Raw genomic sequence first — 21304 nt, 5'->3', positions numbered from 1 at the left:
CCAAGATGGTCAAGCACGTGGAGGGGAGTATTCCTTCGCGATGGCGTCGTCAGCACGGCCGTCCTCTGTGACGCCCGGCGCCATCGGCCGGTCGAGTACCGGTGGAAGAGACCTCCGGGTAGTGGTTGGTCGTCCCCGCTATACCGGAGGGTAGTTTTCATGACGGTTCCTTTGTGGCTATGGATCGCCACGATCGGCGGCCTGCTGGTCCTGATCGCCATCGACCTCGTTGTCGTCGATCGCAAGCCGCACCAGGTGACCACCGGCGAAGCCGCCAGGTGGGTCACCTTCTACGTCGCCTGCGCGATCCTCTTCGGGATCGGGGTGTGGATCTTCGGCGGACACGACCCCGGCGTCGAGTTCTTCACCGGTTACATCACCGAGTACTCACTCAGCGTGGACAACCTGTTCATCTTCATGGTGATCATGTCCTCGTTCAAGGTGCCCGCCATCCACCAGCACCGCGTGCTGCTGATCGGCATCCTGCTCGCACTGGTCATGCGCGGCGCGTTCATCGCCGTCGGCGCCGCCCTGATCGCCCAGTTCGTCTGGGTGTTCTTCCTCTTCGGCGCGATCCTGATCTGGACCGCGGTCAGCATGGTGCGCGGTAACGACGACCACGAGGAATACAACGAGAACGCGGTCACCAAGTGGGTCCGCAAGCTCTTCCCGGTGACCGACGACTACGTGGGCCACAAGTCCTTCGTCAAGCGTGACGGCAAGCGCTGGATCACCCCGATGTTCGTGGTCATCGTCGCCATCGGCAGCGCCGACCTGCTCTTCGCGGTCGACTCCATCCCCGCCATCTTCGGCATCACCCAGGACGCCTACCTGGTCTTCGCCGCCAACGCCTTCGCGCTGATGGGCCTGCGGCAGCTGTACTTCCTGCTCGGCGGCCTGGTCACCAAGCTGGTCTACCTGTCCTACGGGCTGGCGATCATCCTCGGCTTCATCGGCGCCAAGCTGTTCCTGCACGCGCTGCACGAGTACCACCTGGTGCCGGACTGGCTCGACATCAACAACTGGGTCTCGCTCGGCGTGATCGTCACCGTGCTGACCCTGACCACGGTGCTCAGCCTGCGCAAGGCCAAGAAGGACCCGGAGTCGGTGCAGGGGCCCAACCTCGAGCTGAACGCGAAGTCGCCGGAGGAGCGCGAGGCCGCGGCTCGTGAGTCCGAGGCCGCCCAGCCCGAGCGCTGATTCGTCCCCGTGCGGAGCGGGTGGAAGTTGTACGGTCGGCATCGTGCTTCCCACTGACATCGAACTGCTGACCGCACCTCGTTCGCCCGCTCTGCACGGCGATCTGCTGCTGACCGGGCTGTCCAGGCCCGACCTGAAGGCCAACCGCGCGCACGGCGTGGTTCGCCGGATCGCCCCGGCGGGCGGCGACCGGCCGTGGACGCATGGCCCGCGTGACAGCGCCCCGGCCATCTCCCCGGACGGCACGCTGGTCGCTTTCCTCCGGGTGACCGGCGAACGCGGTGCCCAGCTGCACGTGATGCCCGCCGACGGTGGTGAGGCCAAGCGGATCACCGATGTGCCGCTGGGGGCCGAGAGCTTCCGCTGGGCGCCGGATTCACGCCGGATCGCCTTCACCGCCCGGATTCCCGAACCCGGGCGGTACGGCACGCCCGATGCCGACGGGGAAACCGTCGAGGCCGCGGCCGAGGCGCCGCGCCGGATCACCCGGTACGACTACCGCATCGACGACATCGGCTTCCTGCGTGACCGTCCGCAACGACTGTTCGTGGTGGACGCCGACGTGAACGACCCCGGCGGACCGGCCGAACTGACCCCGCTCACCGACGACCAGGTCGACGTCCACGATCCCGTGTGGACTCCCGACGGCGAGTTCGTGCTGGTCGTCGCGCCGCGTGACTGGGGCCGGGTGGAGACGCTTCATGCCGACCTCTACGCCGTGCCGGTCGCCGGTGGCGCGCCGGTGCTCGCCGTCCGCACCGAAGGCGACGCGGCGGCACCGCTGGTCACCGCGGACGGCATCGTCTACTTCCACGGCCTCGAGTTCGCCGGTCCCGACCTGGTGCGCAACCGGGGTCTCTGGGCCGCGCCGCTGCGCACGGACGGCGAGCCCGCGACGCCGCGGCGGCTTACCGACGCCGAGACCATCGACACCGACGCCGGTGCGGGCGCGCCCGCGGTGCTCGGCGACGAGGTGCTGGTGGTCGTCCGCACGCACGGGGCGGCCGAGCTGCGCGCGGTGCCGTCGGACGCGCACCTGGCGAAACTGGCCGATCTGCGCTGCCTGCTCGGTGCGAAGGCAGCCGTCCGCGGGTTCACCGTGGACGGTGACCGCGTCGCCGCGGTGGTGGCTTCGCCGGTGGACTCCGGTGAGGTCGTGCTGCTGGAGAACGGTAAGGCCCGCACGCTTACCGACTTCTCCGCGCCGGTGCGGGAGAAGGTGCGCCCGGCGGTGGAGCTGACCGCAACCGCGGCGGACGGGCACCCGGTGCACGGCTGGGTGGTGCTGCCGGAAGGGGAGGGGCCGCACCCGGTCCTGCTGGTGATCCACGGCGGGCCGTTCGCGCCGTACGAGTGGTCGCTGTTCGACGAGGCGCAGGTGTACGCGTCGGCGGGCTACGCGGTGGTGATGGCGAATCCGCGCGGTTCGGCCGGGTACGGCGAGTCGCACGGCCGGGCCATCGTCCGCGCGCTGTGCACTGTGGACGCCACGGACCTGCTGAGCTTTCTCGACGCCGCGCTGGAACGGTCCGATTTGGACGCTTCGCGGGTCGGCGTGATGGGCGGCTCGTACGGCGGGCTGATGACCACCTGGCTGTCGGCGCACCACGGTGAGCGGTTCCGCGCGGCGTGGAGCGAGCGCGCGGTCAACGCGTGGGACTCGTTCGCCGGTAGTTCGGACATCGGCTGGGAGTTCGTCGAATGCTACGTCGGCACCGATCCGGAGGTGCAGCGCGAACGCAGCCCGCTCACCTACGCGGCGAAGATCGACATCCCGTTCGCCGTGGTGCACTCCGAAGAGGACTGGCGCTGCCCGCTGGAGCAGGCGCAGCGGTTGTTCGTGGCGCTCAAGGCCAACGGGGTGGACACGGAGTTCCTGCTGTTCCCCGGTGAGGGCCACGAGCTGAGCCGGTCCGGTCGGCCGAGGCACCGGGTGCAGCGGTTCGACGCGGTGCTCGACTGGTGGGGGCGGCACCTGGGATGAGCGTGGAATGGACCGTCCGCCGGGCCGTCGCCGCCGATGCCGCGAGGCTGGCGTCGATCTGCCTCGGCGGCTGGCGGACGGCCTACCGCGGCATCCTGCCGGACGACTACCTGGACTCGCTGCGGCAGGCGGACTGGGACGAGATGTTCGCCGCGCGCATCGCCGCGTCGACGGAGCGGACCACCATGCTGGTCGCGGTCGACGCCGACGGCGAGATCGGCGCCTACGCCGGCGTGCTGGGGGACAGCGAGCCGGGCATGCTGGGCGCGCTGTACGCCGCCGCCGAACGGCGCGGAACCGGCGCGGGCCACGCCGCGCACGAAGCCGCCGTGGCCCACCTGACCGGCTGCGGCTTCGGCCACGCCGTGCTGTGGGTTTTCGAGCGGAACACCTCCGCCCGCGAGTTCTACGAAGCCCACGGCTGGCAGTGTGACCACGTCACCCAGTCCACCAAGTTCGCCGACGGCTCGGCCGTGGAGATCCGCTACTCGCGCCCACTGGCCTGAGCCCTTGCCGTGCCCTGCGTCAGTTGACCATGTCGTAGTTGAGTTCGTGGCAGACGCGGCCCAACGGCACGTCGAGACCCGGGTGGTCCAGCGGGAGCAGGACCTCCGGCTTCAGCGGCAGCGCGCCACCGGCCGGTGGGTCCCACAGGCACAGCGCCGGGTCACCGGAGTCCATCGACGAGCGGTACCACAAGCCGTCGAGGTCACCGAAGGCCGAGCGGATGGCGCGCGCCCAGGCCTGGGTGATCTTCTTCGGCCCGCTGGAGATCTCCTGCGACGCCCCGACCCTGGTCGGCCACAGGCCACCGAGGTCGAGCAGGCGCAGCGTGCGCGTCGGCCGGACCACGACCAGGCGCGGGCCGCGGGTCTTGCGGTCCACGGTGGACGTGGTCTGGTACACCTCCGCGACGCTCGTGCGCACGGTGAGCCCGAAGTAGAGCACCCCGTTCTTCTGGTCGGTCACCGGCACGCCGCCGCGACCGGGCCGCTGCTGGTCGAAGCGGCCGTGCGGTAGCGGACCGGTGTAGCGGAACGAGTTCCACTGCTGGGGATGATTGCCGTGCGCGGTGAAGATGCGCACCAGCCTGGTCGCCGGGTGCACCGCGACGACGTCCTCGGTGCGCCGCAGTTCCCTGACCAGGACGGCACGCGCGGGTGGCAGGGGGAGCCTGGCCATGCGTGGGGTTCAACACTTTCTCGTGCGGACAGGTGATCTCTTCGAGAGCGCTCAGGCGGGCGTGCCCAGTGTCTCGGTCAGCCGGGCGACGGGCTCGGGATCACCACCCGCCAGCAACCACTGCCGGGGAGTGGCAGGCCGGTCGTTGATCACCAGATCGGGCTGCGGGGTGCTCATGAACGCGGCCACCACCAGCGGTGGCTGGTCCTCGGGCACCGCGCGCAGCACCACGTCCAGTCCGGGCAGCAGCCCGGACGAGGTGAACTGCCACGACGGCAGGCGCCAGCCGCCCTGCGCCTTCCACGCGGCCAGCCTGCGGTCCTTGATCTTGTGCCGGATACGGCTGTCGTCAACGCCCAGCCGTTCGGCGGCGGCGAGCACGGTCAGCGAGGAGTCGGCGAGCACCGCGTGCGCGGCGACCGTCCTGGCCCGCATGTCCGGCTCGCTCTCCGCCTGTGGCGCGAGGTCCAGCCCCACGTCGATGAGCGCGTCGCGCTGCTCGGCGGAGAAATAATCCGAAGGGTCCGGATTGGGCGGGGACAGTTTGCGAGCGGCATCCTCCACGTGCGTGAGGAACTCGGTCGCGTCCACCTTGAGCCCGGCTTTCGCCAGTACGGTCTCCAGCGCCACAGACATGCACCCAGACTATCCTGTGTGTGCGGGTTCGTGCGGTTTCGTGCCGCTATTGTGTGTCAAGTCACCAAAGATCGACACAGAACGCACATAACCCAACACGTACGGTAGACGAACGTGGGTTAGTCTGACCGTCCCGGGTGCAGTTGTCCAGAGTCCTTCGGCGGTTCGTGACGACGGGAGCCTCGTGCTTATTCCGCGAGTGACGCTCGAGCGCATCATGTCCGGAGAAGTCACGTTCGCCTTCCGCCGCTGGCGCCGTCCCACCGTGCGAGCTGGGGGAACCCTGCGCACCGCGCTGGGCGTGGTCGCCGTGCGTTCGGTCGATCCGGTCGCTGTGGAAGACATCTCCGAAGAGGATGCCCGGCGGGCGGGGTTCGAAAACACCGCCGAACTGCGGCATTTCCTGAGCGGACGGCCGCAGGGACGGGTCTACCGGATCGAGGTCGGCCCCGGCGGCGAGGATCCGCGGGTCGCGCTGCGGGACAAAGTGCCCGTCGGTGAGGAACTGTCCGAATTGCTCACCAAGTTGAACAAAAAGGACGCCGCCGGCGCGCGGGGACCGTGGACGCGCGCCTTCCTCGCCGAGATAGCGGCGCGTCCCGGGGTGCGCGCGGCGGAGCTGGCCGAGCGGTTCGGGCTGGCCACGCCCGTGTTCAAGGCCGACGTCCGCAAGCTCAAGGAGCTGGGGCTGACCGAGAGCCTGGAGGTCGGCTACCGCTTGTCGGCACGCGGCCGCGCCGTACTTGACACCCTCGGCGGTTGACCCCTAGCGTCGAGTAATCGATTTCCCGGGCCACTGCCGGCAGGGGGCGGGCATGACCGATCGAGCACCGCTGGTCGCCATGACGGGCGTCAGCAAGTCCTACGGCGGGGTGCGCGCGATCCGGGACGCCGACTTCACCGTGCACGCCGGCGAGGTGCACGCACTGCTCGGCGAGAACGGCGCCGGGAAGTCCACCCTGATGAAGGTGCTCGCCGGTGAGGTCGGCGGCCACCACGGCGAGATCCGGATCGACGGCGAGCCGGTGTGCTTCGCCGGTCCGGCCGACGCGCAGCGGGCGGGCATTTCGATGATCCCGCAGGAACTCGACCTGGTCCCGGCGCTTTCGGTGGCGGAGAACATCTTTCTCGGCCGGGAGCCCCGCACCCGGATCGGCGCGCTGGACCGGCGGCGCATGCTGGCCACCGCGCGCGACCTGCTGGCCCGCACCGGCGTCGACCTCGACCCGAAGCGGCCGGTGGAGCACCTGCGCACGGGTGAGCAGCAGCTGGTCACCATCGCCAAGGCGCTCTCGCTCGACGCGCGGGTGCTGATCATGGACGAGCCGACGTCCGCGCTGCCGCCCGCCGAGGCCGAGCAGCTGTTCCGGGTGATCGCCGGGCTGCGGGCCGCTGGTGCCGGCATCGTCTACATCTCGCACCGCATGGCGGAGATCGGCCAGGTCGCCGACCGCGCCACGGTGCTGCGCAACGGCCGGGTGGTGGCCGAGTTCGACGCCCGTGAGATGACCGCGGAACAGGCGTCCGAAGCGATGGTCGGCCGCCGGGTGGACCTGCTGTTCCAGACCGGGACCGGGCGGACGGCCGGCCGGGACCTGCTGGCGGTGGACGGCCTGGTGCTGCGCCCGCGCCGTCCGGTGGCCGGAAGACGTGAACCGGCCGGGATCTCGCTGCGGGTCGCCGAAGGGGAGATCGTCGGACTGGCCGGGCTGCTCGGCTCCGGCCGCACCGAACTGCTGGAGACGCTGTACGGCGTGGGCACCCCCGGCCGGTGGTCGGGCAGCGTGCGGCTGCACGGCACGGAGGTCCACCCGAAAGGGCCACGGGAAGCACTCCGGCGGGGGATCGCCTTCGTCCCGGAGGACCGGCGAACCTCCGGGCTGGCACTCGAGCACTCGGTGCTGGCGAACACCGTGCTGTCGGTGGTCGACCGGATCGGGCGGTTCGGCGTGGTGCCGCCCGCCCGCGAACGCCGGGCCGCGATGGGCACCGCGGAACGGCTCGGCATCAAGCTGTCCGGACTCAGGGGGCTGGCCGCCCCGGCGGGTTCGCTGTCCGGCGGCAACCAGCAGAAGGTGGTGCTCGGCCGGAACCTGCTCACCGAACCCGTGTTGCTGCTGCTCGACGACCCGACCCGCGGGGTCGACGTCGGCGCCAAGGCGGAGATCTACCAGCTGCTGGCCGAAATCGCCGCGCGGGGCGTCGGCGTGCTGCTGGCGTCCTCGGAACTCGCGGAACTGATGGGGGTGTGCGATCGGGTGGTGGTGCTGCGCGAAGGGCGGAGCGTGCGCGAACTGCACACCGCCGAAGCCGGTGAGGCCGAACTGCTCGCCGCGTCGATGGGTGAGGCGGAAGCGCTCACACCGGACGAGGAGGCCGGATGATCGCCTGGCTGTTCCGCTTCCAGAGCCTGTTCGGGCTGGTGCTGGTGTTCCTCGCGGCCGTGATCTTCTCGCCGGTCCGCAACGGCGAACTGCTCTTCCTCGACAGCGCCAACCTGTTCAACGTGGTGCGCGCGATGTCGGAGATCGGCATTCTCGCGGTCGGCATGACCTTCGTGATCCTGGTCGGCGGCATCGACCTCTCGGTGGGCTCGGTGCTCGGCCTGGCCAGCGTGGGCGCCGCGGTCCTGCTGGTGCGCCAGGACTTCGGCGTGCTGCCCGCGGTGCTGGTGGTGCTCGCCGCCGGACTGGTCTTCGGCCTGCTGCAGGGCGTGGTCACCGCGAAACTGGGCATCCAGGCCTTCATCGTCACGCTCGCCGGCATGCAGATCGCCCGCGCGCTGGCGCGGATCTGGTCCGGCGGGCAGGGCGTGGAAATCGCCTACGGGGACGCGCCCGGCCGCGCGCCGATGGCCTTCTCCCTGCTCGGCGAGCGCACCTTCGGCGGGCTGGTGCCGATCCCCGCGCTCATCTTCGCCGTGGTCGCCGGGCTGGCCGCGATCCTGCTGCGCGTCACCGCGTTCTCCAGGCACGTCTACGCCATCGGTGGCAACGAGAAGGCGGCGCGCCTGTCCGGCGTGCCGGTGAACCGGGTGAAGATCCTGGTCTTCGGCCTGTGCGGGCTGCTCGCCGCGCTGGCCGGGATCGTGCACGCCGGGCAGCTGAACTACGGCGGTCCCAACGACGGGTCGATGGCCGAGCTGGACGCCATCGCGGCGGTGGTGATCGGCGGGGCGAGCCTGTCCGGCGGGCGGGGCACGGTGGTCGGTACCGTCGCCGGGGCGCTGCTGGTCGGGGTGCTGCGCAACATCCTGACCCTGAACAACGTGGATTCGAACATCCAGCTGTTGATCATCGGACTGGTGATCGTGGCGGCCGCCGGGCTGCAGCGCCTGCGGCCGGCCGCGGTGGGGTAGAGGGAGGAACTCATGCCGAAACGAGCGCGTGGCGCCTTTTCACTGCTGCTTGGCGTGACACTGGTGGCTACGGTGGCGTCCGCCTGCGGGACCACCAGCGAGAACGCCGGTGGCCCGGCCGAGCCCAAGCCGTGCGGGGGAGCCGGCGGCAAGTACACGATCGGGGTGAGCCAGGCCAACGTCGCCGAGCCGTACCGCGAGCGGATGGACGCCGACATCCGGAAGGCCGCCGCCGGCGTCCCCCAGTTCACGGTGAACTTCGCCGACGCCCAGCAGGACAACTCCAAGCAGGTCGAGCAGGTGGAGAACTTCCTCACCCAGCAGATCGACCTGCTGATCATCAGCCCGAACGAGGCGACCCCGCTGACCTCGGTGGTGAAGAAGGCCTACGAGCGGGGCGTGCCGGTGCTGGTGCTGGACCGCAAGGTCAACGGCGACTCGTTCACCTCGTTCATCGGCGCCGACAACTTCGACATCGGCCGCCGGGCCGGCGAGTTCGTCGCCCAGACGCTGCTGCCCGGCGGCGGCAAGGTCGCCGAACTGAAGGGGCTGGCCGGGTCGAGCCCGGCAAAGGAGCGCAGCGACGGGTTCAAGCTGGGCATCGGCGGCAAGAACATCGAGATCGTGGCGAGCGCCGACGGCGACTGGCTGCGCGACCGCGGCCGCCAGCAGGCCGACGCGCTGCTCAAGGGCACGCCCGGCATCCAGGTGGTCTACGCGCACAACGACCCGATGGGCGAGGGCGCCTACCTGGCCGCGCAGGACGCCGGGCTGACCGGGATCAAGATCGTCGGCATCGACGGGCTGCCGATCGAGGCCGGCGGCATCAAGGCGGTGGAGGCGGGCAGGCTGGCCGCCACCTTCGTCTACCCGACCGGCGGCAAGGAGGCGGTCGAGGCCGCGCGCAAGATCCTGGTCGACTGCCAGCAGGTGCCCAAGGTGCAGGGCCTGGCGATCGAGCGGGTGACCCCCGACAACGCGGCGGAGGTCTACGCGCGGCTCAACGCCGGCGGCTGATCACCGGTGGCTGCTGCCACGCTCGATCAGCTGGGCGGCCAGCTCCCTGGCCTCCGGCGGCCGGGTGTTGTCGGCGATCCGGTCGAGCAGCAGCCGGGCGGCGATGCTGCCGATCTCGTAGGCGGGCTGGGCCACCACGGTCAGCGGGGGATCGAGCAGCGCGGCCCACGGCGCGTCGTCGAAGCTGACCAGGCCGAACTCGCTGCCCGGCCGGATTCCGCGCTCCCGCAACGCTTCCAGCACGCCGATGGCCATCGTGCTGTTGGCGATGAGCAGCGCGTCCGGCGCGTCCTCGGCGTCGAGCAGGTCCAGCGCCGCCGCCTTCGCGTGCGCGGTGCGCAGTTCGCACCGGCGGAAGCAGGTGGTGTCCTGGGTGGCCGAGGCGGCGATCGCGCTCTGGTATCCGGCCAGCCGGTCGTCGGCGGTGCGCACGCCCTCTGGCCCGGTGAGGCAGCCGATCCGCCGGTAGCCGGCGGAGAGCAGGTGCCGGGTCGCCTCGTCGGCGGCGCACCGGGTGTTGACCAGCACCTGGTCGCCGTCGACCGCGTGCAGCGGGCGGTCCACCGCGACCACCGGCGTGCCGCGGTTGAGCAGGCCGGTGACATCGGTGTCGCCGCCGGTCGGCGAGAGCACCACCCCCGCGACCCGCTCCTGCAGCGCCACGTCGAGGTACCGGCGCTCCTTCTCGGCGTTCTCGTCCGAATTGCACAGGATGACCGAGTAACCGGCGGTCTGCGCCACGTCCTCGACCCCGCGCGCGATCGCGGTGAAGAACGGGTTCTCCACGTCGGAGATCACCAGGGCGAGCACCGCGGTCTCCTGCCGCCGCAGGTTGCGGGCCAGCCCGTTCGGCTGGTAGCCGAGGTAGGCGGCGGCCTCGCGCACCTTCTCCGCCAGCGCCGGGTCCACAGTGGACTTGCCGTTCAGCGCTCTGGAGACGGTCGCGGTGGACACGCCTGCTCTGGCCGCCACGTCGCTGATGGTCGCCATGGCGGGCCCCCTTTCCTCGTGCTGTGGCGGCTATTGACACTACTCAACCCGCACAATAGCGTCTTGAGTAAACGATTACCCAGAGCGCCCCTGCCCAAACCGATGCCTGGAGGATGCGGTGGCCCGGATCGGCGTGCTCAGTGTTTCCGACGGACGTGGCCACGTGCACGAGCGCAACGCCGGGTTCATCCGGTCCACACTGGACGCTCTGGTCAGCGCGCTGACCAGAGCGGGCCACCAGGTGGTCACCGGTGCGGCGCCGTTGTCCGACAACGCGCTGGCCGTGTCCGTACCGAGGGAGGTCGCCGCGGCCGGGGTGGATGTCACGGTGTTCCACTACCCCGTCTGGAGCTTCCCGCACTTTTCCATGCTCGCCGCGGACGCCACCCCCGGCCCGCTGGTGCTGCTGGCCAGCACCGATCCGACCGAGCCCGGGCTGGTGGGCATGCTCGCCGCCGGGGGCGCGCTGGACCAGATCGGCCGTGCGCACGTCCGGCTCTGGGGCGCGCCGGACGACGCCGGGGTGATCGAGCGGATCGGCGTGCTGGCCACCGCCGCGGCCGCGGTCGCCGGCCTGCGCGGGTCCACCTTCGGCCGGTTCGGCGGGCGCCCGATGGGCATGAACACCGCGGTGGCCAACACCGACCAGTGGATGCGCCAGTTCGGCATCGACGTGGAGGAGATCGACCAGTACGAACTGGTTTCGCGGGCGGAAACCGCCGATGGCGCGCACACCGCGGAAGCGCGCCGGGCCAGGGAGTGGATCGAGGCGCACGCGGCCGGGGTGCACTACGACGGGCGGAAGCTGACCCCGGAACTGCTGGAGCGGCAGCTCCGCTCGTACCTGGCCGTGCGGGACATCATCGAGGAGCGGAAGCTGGACTTCTCGGGCATCAAGGGGCAGCCGGAGCTGACCGAGCGGTTCGCCACGATGGACGTCACCGAGGCCTTCCTCAACGACCCGTACGACTGGAACGGCCCGAAACCCGTGCACGTCACCGCGACCGAGGCCGACATGGACGGCGCGCTGACCATGCAGCTGATGCACAAGCTCTCCGGTGACCCGGTGCTCTTCGCCGACGTCCGGCACTACCACGCCGACCGCGACATCTGGGACCTGTGCAACTCCGGCCAGCACGCCACCTGGTACGCCGCCCGCAGCGCGGATCCGAAGGAAAACCTGCGCCACGTCAACTTCTATCCCGAGGTGTTCTTCTTCCCGGCCGGTGGCGCCTCGGTGCAGCACGTGGCGGCGCCGGGGGAGATGACGCTGGGCAGGCTCACCCGGTACGACGGCCAGTACCGGCTGCAGCTGATGCTGGGTACGTTCGAGAACTACGACGAGCAGACCACGGAGGAACTGGTGCGGCGGTCGACGCCGGAGTGGCCGCACGCCTTCGCGCGGCTGGACGTGGCGGCGGAGACCTTCCTGAGCCGGTTCGGGGCGAACCACATCCACGCGGTGCCCGGTGATCTGCGGGCGGAGCTGCGTGCGGCGGCGGAACTGATGGGCATACGGGTGGAGGAATGGACGCGTGGTTGATGGCACTGACGGGCTCCTGCTCGGCATAGACATCGGCACGGCGAGTTCGAAGGGGGTGCTCGTCGATTCGCGGGGCACGATCGTGGCTCGCACGTCGCGCCCGCACGAGACCTCGTACCCGCACCCCGGCTGGGTGGAGCACGACGCGGAAACGGTGTGGTGGCGGGATTTCACCGCGATCGCCGGGGAACTGGCCGCGGCGGCGGGCGATCGGCCGCTGGCCGGGCTCGGCGTCAGCGGGATCGGGCCGGTGCTGCTGCCCGCGGACGCCGAGGGCAGGCCGCTGCGGCCCGCCGTGCTCTACGGGGTGGACACCAGGGCGAGCCGCGAGATCGACGAGCTGACCGCCGAGTTCGGCGCCGAGTCCATTGTAGAGCGTGGCGGCACGGTGCTGTCCTCGCAGGCGGTGGGGCCGAAGTGGCGCTGGCTGGCCCGGCACGAGCCGGAGGTGTTCGGTGCCTCCCGGCTGTTCCTGATGGCCAGCTCGTACCTGGTGCACCGGCTGACCGGCGAGTACGTGCTCGACCACCATTCGGCCAGCCAGTCCGACCCGATGTACGACCTGCGCGCGGCGGACTGGGCCGAGGATTGGGCGGCCGCGGTCGCACCGGGCATCCGGCTGCCGCGGTTGTGCTGGCCGACCGAGATCGCCGGGACGGTGACCGCCGCCGCGGCCGCGGAAACCGGTCTGCCGGAAGGACTCCCGGTCACCACGGGCACGGTGGACGCCTGGGCGGAGGCGGCCAGCGTCGGCGTGACCGAACCGGGCGACACCATGGTCATGTACGGCACGACCATGTTCCTGATCCAGTTGCTCGCCGACCCGAGCCCGCACCCGGGGCTGTGGACCACCCGCGGTGTCGCCGAGGGCAGTTATTCACTCGCGGCGGGCATGGCGACCTCCGGCGCGATCACCGACTGGCTGCGGAAGCTGGCCGGTCGCGACTTCGGGGAGCTGGTCGCGGCGGCCGCCGAGGTGCCGGCGGGCAGTCGTGGTCTGCTGATGCTGCCGTACTTCGCCGGGGAGCGCACCCCGCTGTTCGACCCGGACGCGCGCGGGGTGCTCGCCGGCTTGACCACCGGCCACGGCGTCGGTGAGATGTACCGGGCCGTGCTGGAGGGCATCGCTTACGGTGTCCGGCACAATCTCGAGGTGATGGCCGAAGCGGGCGGCACCGCGCGGCGCCTGGTCGCCGTCGGCGGTGGTGTCCAAGGTGGACTGTGGACGCAGATCGTCAGTGATGTCACCGGGATCGACCAGGAGGTCCCGGCCGAGACGGTGGGCGCCGCGCTCGGTGACGCGTACCTGGCCGCGGTCGCGCTCGGCTGGTCGCCGGACATCAGCGCGTGGAACCCGGTGCGCTCCGTCGTCCGCCCCGATCCCGGGCGGGCCGCCGTGTACGACCGTTTCTACTCGCACTACCGCGCGCTGTATCCGGCGACCAGCGACATCGCACATTTCCTTGCCGCCGAACAACACGCGGCCGATTGACCTCTCACGGTCGACTGTGCAGATCGGCGACGAAGCCGGTCACGTTCCGCAGGAGGTAACCGATCGTGGCCGGCACCGGCACGTCGGTACCGAGTACTTCGCTCGGTGATGGCTGGCAGGCGCGCACCGCCGGAAAGACTCCCACGCGCTACCGCTGTTCCTGATGGTCGTGGGTGAACTCGCGGAGGGCCTCGTCGATTCGCGCCAGGGTGGTGTCGGTGAGCACGATCCGGGCGGCTTCGAGGTTTTCGGTGATGTGCGCCGGCGTCCGTGAACCGGGGATCGGCACCACGGCCGGGTCCTGGTGCAGCAGCCAGGCCAGCGCGAGCTGCCCGGCACTGACGCCGATCTCCGCGGCGATCGCGCGCACCGGGGCGTACTTGTCGTTGCCGGCCGCCAGCTTCCCGGCGTCGAAGCGCGGGATGTTGCGGCGGAAGTCCGAATCGGGCACCGCGGTCACCGTGCCGGTCAGGAAACCGCTGCCGAGCGGGCTCCACGCCACCACGCCGACGCCGAGTTCGCGGGCGGTGGCGAGCAGTCCGGGCTCGATCGGCTGCCACATCGACCACTGCGCCTGCACCGCGCTGACCGGGTGCACGGCGTGCGCCAGCCGCAGCTGTCCGGCATCCACATTGGACAGACCGAGGTGGCGGACCAGCCCGGCTTCGACCAGCTCGGCCACCGCGCCGACGGTGTCCTCGATCGGCACCACCGGATCCGGGAAGTGCGGGTAGTAGAGGTCGATCCGGTCGGTGCCGAGGTTGCGCAGGCTCTGCTCGGCGTACCCGCGGACGTGGCGCGGCTCGGCGTTCACCGCCAGCTCGCCGAACGCGTAGTCCACCGGGAAAGCGTGCGCCTCGGCGCCTTCCGGCACGCGGAAGCCGAACTTCGTGGCCAGCACGACCTCGTCGCGGCGGGCGCGGATGGCTTCGCCGATGAGCTTTTCATTGTGCCCGTCCGCGCCGTAACCGTCGCTGGTGTCGATCAGCGTGGCACCGGCGTCGAGGGCGTGGTTCAGCGCGCGGGCGGCGGTCCGGTCGTCGATCTCGCCGTACATGCCGGGGGAGAGCACCATCGCGCCGAAGCCGATGGCGGAGACGTCGAGGCCGCCGAGCGAGCGGGTGGGAAGGGTCATGCCCTCATCCTGGCGCCGGCGTCGCGGCCCGTCGAAGACCTGCCGTGATAACCGCCGGTTATGGCGACCAGGTCAGCTTGACGTCGGGCTCGCCCTCCTCGTTGTCGCTGCCGTCGGACCACGCCACCTCGGTGAACCCGTGCCGCCGGTAGAACCGCCGCGCCGGTTCGTTGACCTGGAACGTCCGCAGCTCCAGGCCATCGGGCCGCTGCCGCTTCGCCAGCGCCACGAACCGGTCGCCCAGGCCTTGGCCGCGCCGGTCCGGATCGAGGTAGAGCTGCGCCAGCTCCGGCCCGTCCAGCACGAGCAGCCCGGTGACCGAATCCTCCGCCACCGACACCCAGGTTTCCAGCTGCGGCACCACGAACCCGGCGAACCAGGCGCGGACCTCGTCGGCCGAATGCGCGCGCCGGACCCCGAGCGTGGCGAACGAGCGCAGCCACACCTCAGCTGCGGCGGGCGCGTCGGCCGCGCCGGCTCGCCGGATCATTCAGCGACCATAGGCGTTGAGCTGACTGATCGCGTGCAGGGTGATCACGCCGCGCCACTCCAGCTCGGCCGCGGGCCCCGGCGGAGCCCAGCCGACCGGCCAGCCGCCGTCGGCCTCCTGTTCCTTTTCGAGCTGGTCCAGATGCGCCTCGATGGCCTCCCGCGGGAACAACCGGGCACGCGGGCTCTCCGGGCTCGGCACGAACTCCAGCGGGGTGAGCCCGTAACCGGCGCCTGGGTAGAGGTGGAACAGCGTCAGCTCGGGCACCTTGGCCTCGAAGGTCGCCATCAGCTCCGCGTCGTCCGTGCTTTCCAGGTAGGTCAGCACGTTGATCGCGGTGTGCGCGTCCGGCTCGCCGTCGAGTGCACGCTCGATTTCCTTGCGGCAGAACCGATCCGCCTCATCGAGCCACGCTGACGACAGCCCGAGCGCGCGCAGCCGGGCGACGATGTTCGCGGTCGGGTTGAGCCCTGGCGGGAACTCACCGGCACCCCAGTGCTCGGCTCGCGGGTGCGCGGCGATCGACGGCGTCACGATCGGCAGGCCGCCGTCCGGCGCCGCCACCGACGCGAGGTACGGCAGCAGACCGGCGGCGAACTCCTTGGCCTCGTCCCGGATCGACGGCACCGCCTCGACCAGTTCGCTGAGCACCTGCAGGCCGAAATCGACCGCGAGGGGCTGGCTCTCCGGTGCGCGGACGTCGGGTTCGAGCGCGTGGCCGAGCCCGCCGTCGGGATTGCGGTGGGCGGCGAGCGCCGCGATCACCCCGGACGCGGCTTCGGGCCGGCCGCCGCGGACCTCGGCGATCCGCCGCTCCAGCAGTCGTGCGTGGGTGGCCAGGAACTCCCCGGCCCGGACCTTGTTTTCGGTGTTCATGCCGAAGACCGTAGGAGCGGCCGCGCGGCCGCGTCTTGAACAGAACGGAAGTACGCCGACGGGGTGGCACCGGTCAGCTCGCGGCAGTCCCGGCTCAGGTGCGCCTGGTCGGCGTACCCGGCCTCGGCCGCGAGAGTGGCCAGCTCCGGCACGTCCCCGGCCAGCTCGATCGCCCGCCGCAGCCGCGCCACCCGCAAGTAGGTGGCCGGCCCGTAACCGACGGCCGCGCCGAAGCGTCGGCGGAACTGGCGGGCGCCGAGGTCCAGCCCGGTGAGCGCGGCGGACACCCTGGGCACCCCGCGATCCAGCCTGGCCAGCACCACGTCGAGCGCGGGATCCGCGTCGTCCTCCGGCACGCCGATCACGTCGATCAGATCGGCTGGGGAGTTCAGCACCTGCTCGGTGAGCCGCCGCCCGCGCGCACCCCACAGCTCCGCCAGGTCGATCCGCTGGTCACGCAGCTCGTCCGCGGGCACGCCGAGCACCCGTGGCGCGTGGCCAGGCCGGAAGCGGATGCCGTGCAGCCTCGTGCCCGGCGGCTGCCGCGACCACCAGGCCCCGGTGTCCGGCCCGGCGACAAAAACCCGGTCACCACCGGCGATCAGGTCGAGGCAGCCGTCCGGCACGATCCGCTTGCCGTCACCGGGCCCGGCCACCGACAGCCACCGGCAGCGCACCACCGAGCGCAGTGGAGCGGGTGCGGGCAGTTCGCGGTACACACCAGTCATCATGCCCCGGACCCCCGACAATTTCGCGCGGTACCGTCGGAGATGTGGACCTCGTGACCATCGACGACATCTCCGACGCCGCGACCCGCATCGAGGGACTGGTGCTGCGCACCCCGCTGGTCGACAACCAGCGCCTCTCCCAGGAACTAGGCACGCGGGTGCTGCTCAAGGCCGAGAACCTGCAGCACGCGGGCAGTTTCAAGGTCCGCGGCGCGCTGAACACGCTGCTCGCCTGGCAGGAGCGGGGTGAGCTGCCCGAGGGCGTGGTCAGCTTCTCCGCGGGCAACCACGCGGCCGCCATCTCCTACGCGGGCCAGCGGCTCGGCGTGCGCGTGATCGTCGCGATGCCGAGCAAGCCGGTGCCGTCCAAGGTGGCGAACGTGGAGCGGTTCGGCGGCGAGATCGTGCCAACCGACGACCTCGCCACCACGCTGGGTGAGCTGGCCGAGCGGCACGGTTTCCCGATCCTGCACCCGTTCGACCAGTCCGAGGTGATCGCCGGGCAGGGCACGGCCGGGCTGGAGCTGTGTGCCGACGGGCCGTCACCCGATCTGGTGCTGGTGCCGGTCGGCGGGGGCGGTCTGCTCAGCGGGGTGGCCGCCGCCGTGCGCAAGCTCGCGCCGTCGGCCCGCGTGGTCGGGGTGGAGCCGGCCACCTCGAACGCGATGAGCCAGGCGCTGGCCGCGGGCGCGGTGGTGCGGCTCGACAATCCGTCGGCGACCGTGGCGGACGGGCTGACCGCGCCCTTCGCCGGTGAGCACACGCTGCCGCACGTCCAGGCCTATGCGGACGAAGTGGTCGAAGTCGGCGAGGACGCCATCCAGTCGGCGTGGCGCGAGCTGGTCGAGTCGAGCAAGCTGCTGGTCGAGCCCGCGTCGGCGGTCTGCCTGGCCGCGTTGCGCACGGGCGTGGTCCAGGCGCCGCAGGGCGGGGTCACCGTAATGGTCATCTCGGGCGGCAACGCGGACCTGTCGCGGCTCGCCTGAGCACTGCCGGATCGGGGCCGGTGCCCGAGAATGGCGTGAATGCGCTGTCTGGTCACCGGGGCTACCGGTTACATCGGAGGAAGACTCGTGCCCGGCCTGCTCGCGGCGGGGTATTCGGTGCGGTGCCTGGTGCGGGACCCGTCGAAGCTGCGGGACGTGCCGTGGGCGGGTGAGGTCGAGATCGTGCGTGGTGACGTGCTCGACGCGGACAGCCTGCACGCGGCCACCGAAGGCGTCGACGTCCTCTACTACCTCGTGCACTCGCTTTCGCAGAAGGGCTTCGCCGGGATCGACCGGCAGGCGGCGCTGCTCACCGCGGAGGCCGCCCGTGACAACGGTGTCGGCCGCATCGTCTACCTCGGCGGGCTGAAACCCGAAGGCGAGGAGCTGTCGGACCACCTCGCGTCGCGTGCCGAGGTCGGCGAGATCTTCCTGCGCTCCGGCGTGCCGACCGCGGTGCTGCGGGCGGCGATCATTCTCGGCTCCGGTTCGGCCAGCTTCGAGATGCTGCGCTACCTGACCGAGCGCCTGCCGGTGATGGTGGTGCCGAAGTGGGCGCACAACCGGGTGCAGCCGATCGCCATCCGGGACGTGCTCCGCTATCTGACCGGCTGCGCGGAACTGCCGTCCGGGGTGAACCGGGCCTTCGACATCGGCGGGCCGGACGTGCTCACCTATCAGGAGATGATGCGCCGCTACGCCGTCGTTTCCGGATTAATCCGGAGAGTGATGGTGCCCGCACCCGTGTTGACGCCCCGCCTTTCGTCGCACTGGGTGAACCTGGTGACGCCGGTGCCGCGGGGTATCGCGCGGCCGCTGATCGATTCACTCGTGCACGAAATGGTCTGTCGTGAGCACGACATCGAGCGGTACGTGCCCGCGCCGCCGGAGGGCCTGGTGAGCTACGAGCAGGCCGTTGAGCTGGCACTGGCCAGAATTCGCGACGCCGAGGTGCCCACCCACTGGGCTGGCGCGTCGGTGCCGGACGCGCCGGCCGAGCCGCTGCCGTCGGATCCCGAATGGACCGGCGGCTCGGTCTACACCGATCACCGGCGGTCACCGTGCGCGGCGTCGCCGGAGGCGCTGTGGCGGGTGGTCGAGGGCGTCGGCGGTAGCAACGGCTGGTATTCGTTCCCGCTGGCCTGGGCGGTGCGCGGCTGGCTGGACCGGCTGGTCGGCGGGGTCGGCCTGCGGCGCGGACGGCGTGACCAGCAACGGCTGCACCTCGGTGAGGCGCTGGACTGGTGGCGGGTGGAGGCCATCGAGCGCGGCGAGCTGCTGCGGTTGCGGGCCGAGATGAAGGTGCCGGGACAGGCGTGGCTGGAGCTGGCGGTGGAGGCGGTGGACTCCTCGGAGTCCTCGGAGTCGGGCTCGACGTACCGCCAGCGGGCGGTCTTCGTGCCGAAGGGACTGGCCGGGCACCTGTACTGGTGGTCGGTCGCGCCGTTCCACGGACTGGTGTTCGGCGGCATGGTGCGCAACATCGTGCGAACGGCCGAACGCCCGAAAGAGTGAATGTGCAAATATTCCGACCTTCGGGGGTAACAGGTCTACGCGATTAAGCGAGTATTAGACAGCGTGCCCGAACTGGGGCGCGGTGACGTGGGGAGCGGCACCCGTGACAGCAGCCGAAGAGGCAAAACTGCGAGCCGACCGCCGAGCGCGCCGGTTGCTCGGCGCGGTTTCGCTGGTGCTCGGCGTGGCCGTGGTCGGGGCCGCCAGCATCGTGCTGCAGGTGACCGCGGGGGAGCGCCCGGCCAGGTCGAACCAGCAGCAGCCGCGCCTGCGTGCCGACCACGTGGCACCCGTGGCGCCGCCGGTGCCGTCGAAGTACGTCACCTACGAACTCAGCGGGGACCACGGCGCGCGGAACATCACCTACGTGGGCAACGAGCTGACCGTGGCGCAGGAGATGAGCGCCGAGCTGCCGTGGTCGCGGACCCTGGAGCAGCTGACCCCGAGTTCGGGGTACTTCAGCATCTCGGCGCAGAACCCGTCGGCCGGGATCCTGACCTGCCGGATCGTGGTCGACGGCCAGGTGGTGTCCCAGAAGTCGACCACGGTGGCCAAGAACGTGGTGACCTGCTCGCACAGCCGGTGACCACTTTCCGAGCGCCGCATGCCGTGAGCGCCGCCAGCACGGCATGCGGCGCACCCCGGTGACCGGCCTGCCGTGAAGATGGCTTTCACGGCACTGCTGCCTTCCGGCACGAGGCCCCCGCGTCGGGCAGGATCAGCCCGGTGAACGCTGCAATCGAGGCGGGACCGCTGCTCGCCGTCGTGCTCGGGTTCTTCGTGCTGGTCGCGGCCGCGGTCGTGTGGCGCGGCGGGCTCGGCTCCGGCTGGGCGGTGCTCATCGCGGCGGTGCGCGCGGTGGTCCAGCTGGCCGCCGTCTCGCTGGTGATCACCGCGATCCTGCGCTCCGGCTGGTGGACGGCGGGCTTTGTGCTGTTCATGTTCGCCGTCGCCTCGTTCACCGCCTACCGGCGCGTCAAGGCACCCGGCGGCTGGCCGTGGTTCGCCGCGTCCATCGCCGCGGGGGTGGTGCCGGTGCTCGCGCTGGTGCTGGCCACCGGCGTGGTCCCGTGGAAACCGATCGTGGTGGTGCCGATCGCCGGCATCGTCATCGGCGGCGCGATGACCGCCACCGCGCAGGCGGGCCGCCGCGCGCTCGACGAACTCAAGACCCGCCACGGCGAATACGAGGCGGCGCTCGCGCTCGGCTTCATGCCGCGCGCCGCCGCGCTGGAGATCTGCCGTCCGTCCGCGGGATACGCGCTCATCCCCGGCCTCGACCAGACCCGCACGGTCGGCCTGGTCACCCTGCCCGGCGCGTATGTCGGCATGCTGCTCGGCGGCGCGAGTCCGGTGCAGGCCGGGGTGGCGCAGCTGCTGGTGCTGATCGGCCTGCTCGCCGCGCAGTCGGTCGCCGTGCTGGCCACCGTGGAGTTCGTCGCGTTCGGCCGGATCAGCTGGTGAGGTGCGCGATGTCGTTGTACCGCCGGACGATCCACTGCGGCCCGTGCACCACGAGCTGCGAGATGGAGCCGTTGTCCGCGCCGACGAAGGCGAACGGCCGTGACCGCGCCGCCAGCGCGAGCGCCTGCCCGATCACGCCACCGTGGGTGAACACCGCGACCCGCTGATCGGGGTGGTCGGCGGCGATGCGCTCGATCCCCGTGCGCACGCGCGCGGCGAACGCGTCGTCGTCCTCGGCGCCGGGTGCCACGCTCCAGCGCTCCTCGGCCCACAGCCGTTCGGCCAGCGGGTCGCGCTCGGCCACCTTCTGCCGGAACACGCCGCCCTCCCACTCACCGAGGAAGATCTCCCGCAGTTCGGGACACAGCCGCGGGGTCAGGCCGAGCCGTGCGGCCAGCGGCGCCGCGGTCTGCGCGGTCCGCTGCAAGGGCGTCACGTAGATGGCGTCGAAGTGCTCGTCACCGAGCCGCTTCGCGATCAGTTCGGCCTGCGTCAGTCCGTCCGGTGCGAGTTCGGGATCGCCCTGGCCGTCGACCAGCGGGAACGGGCGGCTCGGGCGGGCGGGCGCGGATTCGCCGTGGCGGATCAGCAGCAGGTCGGCCGCGCCCGGCGGAGCGGTGAAGCGGCGTTGGCGGTATTCGGGCTCGGCGGGCTCCTCGGGCATCGTCACGCCTGAAACGTATCCCACCCGCCACCCGCCGCCACCCT

22 protein-coding genes are annotated in these 21304 nt (G+C 71.1%); 13 read left to right on the top strand and 9 right to left on the bottom strand.

Translation table 11 applies throughout. The features are described 5' to 3' along the window. Window positions 1-159: 159 nt before the first annotated feature. The 3 genes from YIM_RS31655 to YIM_RS31645 are packed head-to-tail and all read left to right on the top strand — an operon-like array spanning window position 160 to window position 3690. The gene (locus YIM_RS31655) at window positions 160-1200 is read left to right on the top strand and encodes a TerC family protein (RefSeq protein ID WP_153033811.1); all 1041 of its coding nucleotides are present in this window, start codon (window positions 160-162) and stop codon (window positions 1198-1200) included. 43 nt (window positions 1201-1243) lie between these two features. Then, on the top strand, window positions 1244-3184 hold the full coding sequence (locus YIM_RS31650) for a S9 family peptidase (RefSeq protein WP_153033810.1): 1941 nt from the start codon (window positions 1244-1246) through the stop codon (window positions 3182-3184). Then, window positions 3181-3690 carry a GNAT family N-acetyltransferase gene (locus YIM_RS31645; RefSeq protein WP_153033809.1) on the top strand — a complete coding sequence of 170 codons (510 nt, stop codon included), beginning with the start codon at window positions 3181-3183 and terminating at the stop codon, window positions 3688-3690. The genes YIM_RS31650 and YIM_RS31645 overlap by 4 nt, the downstream gene beginning before the upstream one ends. Before the next feature lie 19 nt (window positions 3691-3709). Here the strand turns inward: YIM_RS31645 and YIM_RS31640 are convergent, their stop codons facing one another. Together YIM_RS31640 and YIM_RS31635 are read right to left on the bottom strand one after the other, a co-directional pair. Then, window positions 3710-4366, bottom strand: a complete 657-nt coding sequence (locus YIM_RS31640; protein ID WP_153033808.1) for an RES family NAD+ phosphorylase — start codon at window positions 4364-4366, stop codon at window positions 3710-3712. A 51-nt stretch (window positions 4367-4417) separates the two neighbouring features. Then, the gene (locus YIM_RS31635) at window positions 4418-5002 is read right to left on the bottom strand and encodes a DNA-binding protein (protein WP_153033807.1); all 585 of its coding nucleotides are present in this window, start codon (window positions 5000-5002) and stop codon (window positions 4418-4420) included. 217 nt (window positions 5003-5219) lie between these two features. Here YIM_RS31635 and YIM_RS31630 point away from each other — a divergent pair, with 217 nt between their 5' ends. Genes YIM_RS31630 through YIM_RS31615 form a run of 4 tightly spaced genes read left to right on the top strand, consistent with a single transcriptional unit; the run spans window position 5220 to window position 9377 of the window. Further along, entirely contained in the window at window positions 5220-5765 is a 546-nt protein-coding gene (locus YIM_RS31630) for a hypothetical protein (protein WP_228004124.1), read from the top strand. 52 nt (window positions 5766-5817) lie between these two features. Continuing rightward, window positions 5818-7386: a sugar ABC transporter ATP-binding protein gene (locus tag YIM_RS31625; RefSeq protein WP_153033805.1), complete on the top strand. Its 1569-nt coding sequence runs from the start codon at window positions 5818-5820 to the stop codon at window positions 7384-7386. Then, window positions 7383-8360, top strand: coding sequence for an ABC transporter permease (locus tag YIM_RS31620; RefSeq protein WP_153033804.1), 978 nt, complete (start codon window positions 7383-7385; stop codon window positions 8358-8360). The genes YIM_RS31625 and YIM_RS31620 overlap by 4 nt, the downstream gene beginning before the upstream one ends. Window positions 8361-8372: 12 nt before the next feature. After that, window positions 8373-9377 (top strand): substrate-binding domain-containing protein, encoded by a 1005-nt coding sequence (locus YIM_RS31615; RefSeq protein WP_153033803.1) that lies wholly within the window; start codon window positions 8373-8375, stop codon window positions 9375-9377. Here the strand turns inward: YIM_RS31615 and YIM_RS31610 are convergent, their stop codons facing one another. Beyond that, complete coding sequence (locus YIM_RS31610) at window positions 9378-10367, bottom strand: LacI family DNA-binding transcriptional regulator (RefSeq protein ID WP_153033802.1); 990 nt, start codon at window positions 10365-10367, stop codon at window positions 9378-9380. Between the two features lie 118 nt (window positions 10368-10485). Between YIM_RS31610 and YIM_RS31605 the strand changes: the two genes are divergently transcribed. After that, entirely contained in the window at window positions 10486-11910 is a 1425-nt protein-coding gene (locus YIM_RS31605) for an L-fucose/L-arabinose isomerase family protein (protein WP_153033801.1), read from the top strand. Then, window positions 11903-13402, top strand: coding sequence for an FGGY-family carbohydrate kinase (locus YIM_RS31600; RefSeq protein WP_153033800.1), 1500 nt, complete (start codon window positions 11903-11905; stop codon window positions 13400-13402). Before YIM_RS31605 ends, YIM_RS31600 begins: the two co-directional genes overlap by 8 nt. A 4-nt stretch (window positions 13403-13406) precedes the next feature. On the opposite strand, the gene YIM_RS31595 is transcribed toward YIM_RS31600, so the two are convergent. Genes YIM_RS31595 through YIM_RS31575 form a run of 5 tightly spaced genes read right to left on the bottom strand, consistent with a single transcriptional unit; the run spans window position 13407 to window position 16634 of the window. Continuing rightward, entirely contained in the window at window positions 13407-13547 is a 141-nt protein-coding gene (locus YIM_RS31595) for a hypothetical protein (protein WP_153033799.1), read from the bottom strand. A gap of 3 nt (window positions 13548-13550) precedes the next feature. Beyond that, a complete protein-coding gene (locus tag YIM_RS31590; RefSeq protein WP_153033798.1) occupies window positions 13551-14537 on the bottom strand; it encodes an aldo/keto reductase in 987 nt (328 codons plus the stop codon). A gap of 58 nt (window positions 14538-14595) precedes the next feature. Then, complete coding sequence (locus YIM_RS31585; protein ID WP_153033797.1) at window positions 14596-15027, bottom strand: GNAT family N-acetyltransferase; 432 nt, start codon at window positions 15025-15027, stop codon at window positions 14596-14598. Then, complete coding sequence (locus YIM_RS31580; RefSeq protein WP_153033796.1) at window positions 15028-15903, bottom strand: hypothetical protein; 876 nt, start codon at window positions 15901-15903, stop codon at window positions 15028-15030. After that, window positions 15900-16634 (bottom strand): helix-turn-helix domain-containing protein, encoded by a 735-nt coding sequence (locus YIM_RS31575; protein WP_228004123.1) that lies wholly within the window; start codon window positions 16632-16634, stop codon window positions 15900-15902. Before YIM_RS31575 ends, YIM_RS31580 begins: the two co-directional genes overlap by 4 nt. Before the next feature lie 41 nt (window positions 16635-16675). On the opposite strand from YIM_RS31575, the gene YIM_RS31570 reads away from it, so the two are divergent. The 4 genes from YIM_RS31570 (at window position 16676) to YIM_RS31555 (ending at window position 20596) form a co-directional block, all read left to right on the top strand. Beyond that, window positions 16676-17617, top strand: coding sequence for a threonine/serine dehydratase (locus YIM_RS31570; RefSeq protein ID WP_194239810.1), 942 nt, complete (start codon window positions 16676-16678; stop codon window positions 17615-17617). A gap of 39 nt (window positions 17618-17656) precedes the next feature. Beyond that, entirely contained in the window at window positions 17657-19132 is a 1476-nt protein-coding gene (locus YIM_RS31565; RefSeq protein ID WP_153033794.1) for an SDR family oxidoreductase, read from the top strand. A 103-nt stretch (window positions 19133-19235) separates the two neighbouring features. Next, a complete protein-coding gene (locus YIM_RS31560; protein ID WP_194239809.1) occupies window positions 19236-19718 on the top strand; it encodes an MmpS family transport accessory protein in 483 nt (160 codons plus the stop codon). Window positions 19719-19858: 140 nt separating this feature from the next. Continuing rightward, the gene (locus YIM_RS31555) at window positions 19859-20596 is read left to right on the top strand and encodes an ABC transporter permease (RefSeq protein WP_153033792.1); all 738 of its coding nucleotides are present in this window, start codon (window positions 19859-19861) and stop codon (window positions 20594-20596) included. On the opposite strand, the gene YIM_RS31550 is transcribed toward YIM_RS31555, so the two are convergent. Continuing rightward, window positions 20586-21266 carry a histidine phosphatase family protein gene (locus tag YIM_RS31550; RefSeq protein ID WP_153033791.1) on the bottom strand — a complete coding sequence of 227 codons (681 nt, stop codon included), beginning with the start codon at window positions 21264-21266 and terminating at the stop codon, window positions 20586-20588. The genes YIM_RS31555 and YIM_RS31550 overlap by 11 nt on opposite strands. Window positions 21267-21304 lie beyond the last annotated feature (38 nt).

The sequence above is a fragment of the Amycolatopsis sp. YIM 10 genome (assembly GCF_009429145.1).
GTDB lineage: Bacteria > Actinomycetota > Actinomycetes > Mycobacteriales > Pseudonocardiaceae > Amycolatopsis.
This window is presented reverse-complemented; position numbering and strand designations above follow the sequence as displayed.